The organism is Nostoc cf. edaphicum LEGE 07299 (assembly GCF_015207245.1).
GTDB classification, from domain to species: domain Bacteria; phylum Cyanobacteriota; class Cyanobacteriia; order Cyanobacteriales; family Nostocaceae; genus Nostoc; species Nostoc edaphicum_B.
On the sequence record NZ_JADEXF010000239.1, the window covers coordinates 1 to 6,231 of the forward strand.

The 6,231-nt window shown below is 43.3% G+C and carries 11 protein-coding genes; 7 read left to right on the plus strand and 4 right to left on the minus strand.

Annotated elements, in window-relative coordinates; translation table 11 throughout:
• The coding region (locus IQ229_RS09255) for a Pepco domain-containing protein (protein ID WP_194043095.1) at window positions 1–373 on the minus strand (373 nt) is incomplete at its 3' end.
• Between the two features lie 447 nt (window positions 374–820).
• Here IQ229_RS09255 and IQ229_RS09260 point away from each other — a divergent pair.
• A complete protein-coding gene (locus IQ229_RS09260; protein WP_194043097.1) occupies window positions 821–1,693 on the plus strand; it encodes an Rpn family recombination-promoting nuclease/putative transposase in 873 nt (290 codons plus the stop codon).
• A gap of 104 nt (window positions 1,694–1,797) precedes the next feature.
• Here IQ229_RS09260 and IQ229_RS09265 read toward each other — a convergent pair whose 3' ends face one another.
• The 3 genes from IQ229_RS09265 to ndhC are packed head-to-tail and all read right to left on the minus strand — an operon-like array spanning window position 1,798 to window position 3,411.
• Window positions 1,798–2,328: an NAD(P)H-quinone oxidoreductase subunit J gene (locus IQ229_RS09265; protein ID WP_194043099.1), complete on the minus strand. Its 531-nt coding sequence runs from the start codon at window positions 2,326–2,328 to the stop codon at window positions 1,798–1,800.
• Complete coding sequence (ndhK, locus tag IQ229_RS09270) at window positions 2,321–3,058, minus strand: photosynthetic/respiratory NAD(P)H-quinone oxidoreductase subunit K (RefSeq protein WP_194043101.1); 738 nt, start codon at window positions 3,056–3,058, stop codon at window positions 2,321–2,323. Before ndhK ends, IQ229_RS09265 begins: the two co-directional genes overlap by 8 nt.
• Window positions 3,049–3,411 carry a photosynthetic/respiratory NAD(P)H-quinone oxidoreductase subunit C gene (gene ndhC / locus IQ229_RS09275; RefSeq protein WP_012411797.1) on the minus strand — a complete coding sequence of 121 codons (363 nt, stop codon included), beginning with the start codon at window positions 3,409–3,411 and terminating at the stop codon, window positions 3,049–3,051. Before ndhC ends, ndhK begins: the two co-directional genes overlap by 10 nt.
• A gap of 323 nt (window positions 3,412–3,734) precedes the next feature.
• On the opposite strand from ndhC, the gene IQ229_RS09280 reads away from it, so the two are divergent.
• The 6 genes from IQ229_RS09280 (at window position 3,735) to IQ229_RS09305 (ending at window position 6,125) form a co-directional block, all read left to right on the plus strand.
• Complete coding sequence (locus IQ229_RS09280; RefSeq protein WP_094348032.1) at window positions 3,735–4,070, plus strand: rubredoxin; 336 nt, start codon at window positions 3,735–3,737, stop codon at window positions 4,068–4,070.
• A gap of 141 nt (window positions 4,071–4,211) precedes the next feature.
• On the plus strand, window positions 4,212–5,231 hold the full coding sequence (locus IQ229_RS09285; protein ID WP_194043103.1) for a photosynthesis system II assembly factor Ycf48: 1,020 nt from the start codon (window positions 4,212–4,214) through the stop codon (window positions 5,229–5,231).
• Window positions 5,232–5,408: 177 nt separating this feature from the next.
• The gene (gene psbE, locus IQ229_RS09290; protein WP_094348030.1) at window positions 5,409–5,657 is read left to right on the plus strand and encodes a cytochrome b559 subunit alpha; all 249 of its coding nucleotides are present in this window, start codon (window positions 5,409–5,411) and stop codon (window positions 5,655–5,657) included.
• A 9-nt stretch (window positions 5,658–5,666) separates the two neighbouring features.
• Entirely contained in the window at window positions 5,667–5,804 is a 138-nt protein-coding gene (psbF, locus tag IQ229_RS09295; protein ID WP_015115279.1) for a cytochrome b559 subunit beta, read from the plus strand.
• Window positions 5,805–5,812: 8 nt separating this feature from the next.
• A complete protein-coding gene (locus tag IQ229_RS09300) occupies window positions 5,813–5,935 on the plus strand; it encodes a photosystem II reaction center protein L (protein WP_094332364.1) in 123 nt (40 codons plus the stop codon).
• Between the two features lie 70 nt (window positions 5,936–6,005).
• Window positions 6,006–6,125 (plus strand): photosystem II reaction center protein J, encoded by a 120-nt coding sequence (locus tag IQ229_RS09305; protein ID WP_012411803.1) that lies wholly within the window; start codon window positions 6,006–6,008, stop codon window positions 6,123–6,125.
• Window positions 6,126–6,231: the final 106 nt, after the last annotated feature.

Consider the following 6,231-nt stretch of genomic DNA (forward strand, 5'->3'; position numbering starts at 1 on the left):
AATTCAGCTTAATTGCTCCTTTACTCCCAGCTTTGACACCACTGCCAATTAATTTAACTTCCCCATCTGCACTAATTTCTACCGATAGCTCAATTTCATCTAGCTGCATCTTGGAGTTGACTTTTGCTTGCTGTTCAGCTTGACTAAACAAACTTCCCACGAGTTTGAGAAAGTGAGTCATATTTTGCTCTAATGTTTGAGCGCTAACCTTAACAGCATCTCCTACCCCTTTGCTACCAGTGCTTTCCCTGATAGTTTCGTCTCCCCAACTGCGTGTATTAGAACTCCCGCCTTTAGCACCGTTAGGAATCGATATTTGAGGGGTATCATCCGTCACGATCCAAATGCGATCGTCTTGGGGTGTTTCTGACATACTACTTTAAATATTTAGGTTAAATCTTCCCATAAATATAGATACAACGGTAGAGAAAGCGATTCCGATTACTAAAAAATTTCACTGAGCATCTTAGACATCTCCTTTGCGCCCCTCTGCGTCAAAAAGTTTTCTCTAGTCAGGAATTGCGTAGGCAAAGCCCGTCATAGACATCGCACTCAAATTATCTTAGATTGGGTGCGATGCTAATCTGAATATCTGTAATCCAGTCTTAGAGGATGTTTGAAAAGTCATAATTGATGTATCAAATATTTACCCCACCCTAACCCTCCCCTTATAAAGGGGAGGGAACCGGATTTTCTTGTTTCCCCCCTTTATAAGGGGGGATTAAGGGGGGTAATAATTCGATTAAAATCACAACATACCACTTTTCAAACATCCTCTTAAGTACAATTATTTGATAACTTTCAGTGCATTTACAACCCCATGATAAAACCCGCCGATGTCAGCACCAAACGCTTAATCAGCCTTGCACCTGATAACTGGGTAAAATGGGTAACGCAAATTCCTGATATTGTTGCTGGCGAAATTCTTAACTCAGAATTTCAGTGGATAAGTCGAGAAAGTGATGTTTTAATCAGTGCCGAAAGCCCTCAGCACGGAAAATTTCTCGTTCTTAACGAATTACAACTGCGCTATAAACCAGAAATGCCGCGCAGGATGCGTGCTTATGCAGCACTTGCAGAAGAAAAATATAATTTGCCAACGTATCCAGTACTAATTAATATCCTCAAGGCAAGTGACGCTGAAATACCGACAAGTTATGAATTAAATATTGCTGGTTTACGTGCTATTCAAGATTACCGTGTCATTAACCTGTGGGAAGTTGATGTAAATATTGCCTTTGCACAACCATTACCATCACTACTTCCATTTGTACCCATCCTCAAAGGAGGTGATAACGAGTCTACAATTCGAGACGCATTGCGAATCTTACGTGCGGATGAACAATTGAATCAACTAGAAACAGTATTAGGATTTTTTGCTACGTTTGTATTAGATAGTGCAATAGTTCAGCAAATTTTGAGGTGGGATATGGCACTTTTAGAGCAGTCACCTTGGTATCAAGAAATTTTTAGCAAAGGGGAAGAACGCGGAGAACTGCGAGGAAGAAAGGAGGAATTATATTCAGGAATTGAATTAGCATTAGAAATTAAGTTTGGCAATCAAGGTTTAGAATTGATGCCGATAATCTCTCAAATTACAGATTTGCAGAAATTAAAAGCAATTCAGCAAGCAATTAAAACTGTAAATACAGTAAATGAATTACAGCAAGTTTTGTCAACCAACTTGACATGAAACACCAAAAACATAACCCCTCTCCGCCACCGGAAAGGGGTTAATGACTGCCGAAACCACTATCTTGTACAGACGCGATTCATCGCGTCTCGATTCAGCAATCTCTAATAAGCATCCTGTAACTCGTAGAAATCAGGCGAGATGTAATCCTTCCGCAAAGGCCAACCTACCCAATCTTCCGGCATCAAAATCCGCTTCAGATTTGGGTGTCCTTCGTAGATAATGCCGTACATATCGTAAGACTCGCGCTCTTGCCAATCTGCGGTCTTCCAAATCCAGTACACAGAAGGCACTACAGGATTTTCCCGTGGTAAAAACACTTTAACTCGAACTTCTTCGGGGCGATCGCTATTATCACCGACTTTAATCAAGTGATACACACTTACCAATTCCTGTCCTGGCCCAAGGTCAATACCACCTTGAAACTGGAGATAATTAAACCCATAGGCATAAAGGGCTGTAGCGGTAGGAAGCAAGAAATCTGCCGTCACCTTAATTATCTCTACACCATTCTTATCCGGTGCTAAAAACTCATGGTCAAAGCCATTTTCCGTCAACCACTGGGAAACTTTACCCGCTTGTACCAATGACTCTTCTTTCTCTGCTGGTACTGGTTTAGATTCTTCTTCAGCCACGGGTTTGTTCCTCCTTTTGCGCCTTTTCTGTCAGCAGTGCAGGTGGTATTGGCATACCGATTGCTTCTGCCAATTCCTTTGGTGGTGCAGAGCGAGTTGCTGACTGCAAATACTTACCAGTTAAGATTTCTTCTACTGGCTTCAGGTTATGAGTCGTGCTGTAATAGCGGTGGGTTTGCTTAATTTTATCCCGCTCTTGCATCGATTCATTGGCGATTTTCTTCCGCAGCTTAATGATTGCGTCGATAATTGCTTCTGGACGGGGAGGACAACCAGGCAAATACACATCCACAGGAATCAGTTTATCGACTCCGCGCACTGCTGTGGGGGAATCAACGCTGAACATCCCGCCAGTAATTGTACAAGCTCCCATCGCAATTACATACTTTGGCTCTGGCATTTGTTCGTAAAGACGCACCAATTGCGGAGCCATCTTCATCGTAATAGTCCCTGCCGTAATAATTAAATCGGCTTGGCGGGGGCTAGAACGGGGAATTAGCCCAAAACGGTCAAAGTCAAATCGGGAACCAATTAAAGCTGCAAACTCAATAAAGCAGCAAGCAGTACCAAATAACAACGGCCACAGACTAGAAAGCCGCGCCCAGTCGTAAAGATCGTCAACCGTCGTCAAAATGACGTTTTCGGAAAGGTCTTGAGTGACATTAGTACGCTCAATGGGGTTGATGATTCGTTCTTTACCCTGGGTTGTTAAGTTAGAATTCAAGACCATTCCAAAGCTCCTTTACGCCATGCGTAAACTAAAGCGACTACAAGAATTGCAATAAAGACTAGCGCTTCAATAAATGCTAATAGCCCCAAACGGTGGAAAGCTACCGCCCAAGGATACAAGAAAACAGTCTCCACATCAAAGACGACGAAGACCAGAGCAAACATGTAGTAGCGGATGTTGAACTGAATCCAGGCTCCCCCGATGGGTTCCATGCCAGATTCATAAGTGGTGCGACGTTCTGGAGCGTAACCACTGGGTCGTAGGAGCTTGGAAGCTGAGAGCGCTAAGGCAGGTACTAGGCTACAGATGATGAAGAAGCCTAGAAGGTACTCGTAACCGCTGAGGACAAACACAATGAGTATCTACCGCTTATGGAGTATTTTAAGTAGTGAGTTTTGAGTGCTGAGTGCTGAGTGCTGAGTGCTGAGTGCTGAGTGCTGAGTAGGAATCTCACTTCTTTACTCAGAACTTTCGGAACTCGGAACTGTTTTACCCAACGCCCAATCCCTTAACTGCGTAACTTTCTTTTACATTATATCTGTTTGGTTTTTCTGAAATCTGGGAAACAGACGGACTTCAAGTATTTGATTCGCTTTTGCTAGTGATAGAAAAGTCTAACAATTATGTCATAATTTTTAACGTATATTTAAGATTTCTCCTTTGCGAGGCCTTAGCCATGAGCGAACCAGCTGTTGAGACTACGGTGTTAGACCGCTACGAGTGTCGCGCCTGCGGTTATGTTTACGAACCCGAAAAGGGAGACGACAAAGATGATATTGCTTCAGGTACAAGCTTTGCAGAACTGCCCATAAATTGGCGCTGTCCAGTTTGTTCTGCTAAAAAGACCGCTTTTGCCAACATCGGCCCTGCCGGTACTGCATCCGGCTTTAAAGAAAATCTCGGTTATGGTTTGGGTGTTAACAACCTAACGCCAACCCAAAAGAATATCCTAATTTTTGGTGCTTTGGCTCTTGGCTTCTTGTTTTTTATCAGTCTTTACGGCTTACAATGACAGCCTTTAAGCAATTCCAAATAACACTCTCTACCAGAGGCTTTACACTGCGCTAACAAAATTCAAAATCAAAAAGCCAGGGTTCTACAGCATCCTGGCTGCCAACTCCTACAAAAATTTAGAAATAACTAAGAAATACTGATGCATTCAATTGTGAAAGGTTGGCAACGAATATTTGCCTTGTTAATAGTAGTCGTGATGTGCATAGGTTGTAGCCAAGTTCCCTCTGTTAGCTACAACCCTTGGAAAGTAATTTCTGTGCCAACAGACTCAAATTTATTGGATATTGCTTTTACTGATAACCTTGAGCATGGCTACTTAGTCGGTAGCAATGCCACCCTATTGGAAACCAATGACGGTGGTAATACCTGGAAACCAATAACACTGCAACTGGATGAACAGAAGTATCGCTTTGACTCAGTAAGTTTTGCAGGTAAAGAAGGCTGGATTGCCGGAGAGCCTGGACTTTTACTACATACTACCGATGAAGGTGCTTCTTGGTCGCGTATCCCCCTGAGCGAAAAGTTACCAGGTAGCCCGATCGCAGTTAAGGCGCTAGCAGACAATACAGCGGAAATGGCTACTAATGTTGGAGCCATATATAAGACCACAGACGGCGGCAAAAACTGGAAAGCCCAGGTGGAATCAGCAGTGGGTGTGGTGCGTAACTTGGAACGTTCTCCTGATGGTAAATATATTGCTGTTTCTGCTAAGGGTAGCTTCTACTCGACTTGGGAACCAGGCCAAGATGCTTGGGTTCCCCATAACCGCAATAGTTCTCGGCGGGTAGAAAACATGGGCTTTGGTGAAAATGGGCAATTGTGGTTGCTAGCTAGAGGAGGTCAAGTTCAGTTTAGTGACCCAACTAAACCTGAAGAATGGCAAGAGGCAAAATATCCAGAGTTATCCACCAGTTGGGGTTTACTAGATTTGGCATATCGCACACCCGATGAAATTTGGGTAGGTGGCGGTAGCGGTAATTTGCTACGCAGTGGCGACGGTGGCAAAACTTGGGAAAAAGACCGTGACATCGAAGAAGTTGCGGCTAATTTGTACAAGATTGTGTTCTTAGAGCCAGAGCGGGGATTTATAATTGGCGATCGCGGCGTTTTGCTCAAATATCTACCGAACCCTGAAGCAACTTCCCCAGAGGCAGCTTGAAGAAGGGAATAGGGTACAGGTTACAGGTTACAGATTATTCCCTCTCCCCTGTCACCTATAACCTCTCCCCTAATCCCCATAGCCAATTTCTGAGAAGAACGTTGCAACTTGTAACTCTTTCTTATCTTTGTAGGATAATAAACTCAATAACACTCTATGTATAAGGTAGGGATCTAAATGTCAGGTACCACTGGAGAACGTCCGTTTTCGGACATCATTACTAGCGTTCGTTACTGGGTAATTCACAGCATCACCATCCCAGCATTATTTATTGCTGGTTGGCTATTTGTCAGCACCGGACTGGCTTATGATGCTTTTGGTACACCCCGTCCCAACGAGTATTTCACACCAGCGCGGCAGGAAGTGCCCATTGTGAAGAACCGTTTTGAAGCTAAAAAACAAGTTGAAGAATTTATTGGAAAGTAGTTTGAGATCATGACTAGCGGAAACAACATCAATCAACCAGTTACCTATCCAATTTTTACCGTTAGATGGCTGGCAGTACACACCTTAGGTGTACCAACTGTATTCTTTTTGGGCGCGATCGCCGCAATGCAATTTATTCAACGTTAGGAGCAACTATGGCAGAAAGATCGCCCAATCCCAATAATCAGCCGGTTGAACTAAACCGGACTTCGCTATACCTGGGACTACTACTAGTTTTCGTTCTGGGGATTCTGTTTTCCAGTTACTTCTTTAACTAACTGGAAGTATTGTTGTTAATCTTTGTTTATTCAACGTGTGTTGATTTGTTGTTAAGGGAGGAGAGAAGCTGTGTCTGGAAGTGGGAGAATTCCCCTGTGGGTCGTCGCTACGATCGCAGGTTTAGGTATAATTACAGTCTTGGGCATTTTCTTTTATGGTGCCTACGCCGGACTCGGTTCTTCGATTTAACATTAGTTAGTTTGAACCGAATACTATAAGTTAGAACTTTCTAGCATTTGTTGAGAAATCAACGTTAAAAAAACCGCCTGTCTCTATGAGATGGGCGGTATTAATT

Coding starts and splice junctions, on each gene's coding strand:
- ndhK (WP_194043101.1), bottom strand. CDS start 3,058: ATGGTCTTGAATTCTAACTTAACAACCCAGGGTAAAGAACGAATCATC.
- IQ229_RS09300 (WP_094332364.1), top strand. CDS start 5,813: ATGGCAGAAAGATCGCCCAATCCCAATAATCAGCCGGTTGAACTAAAC.
- IQ229_RS09260 (WP_194043097.1), top strand. CDS start 821: ATGATAAAACCCGCCGATGTCAGCACCAAACGCTTAATCAGCCTTGCA.
- IQ229_RS09285 (WP_194043103.1), top strand. CDS start 4,212: ATGCATTCAATTGTGAAAGGTTGGCAACGAATATTTGCCTTGTTAATA.
- psbF (WP_015115279.1), top strand. CDS start 5,667: ATGACTAGCGGAAACAACATCAATCAACCAGTTACCTATCCAATTTTT.
- psbE (WP_094348030.1), top strand. CDS start 5,409: ATGTCAGGTACCACTGGAGAACGTCCGTTTTCGGACATCATTACTAGC.
- IQ229_RS09280 (WP_094348032.1), top strand. CDS start 3,735: ATGAGCGAACCAGCTGTTGAGACTACGGTGTTAGACCGCTACGAGTGT.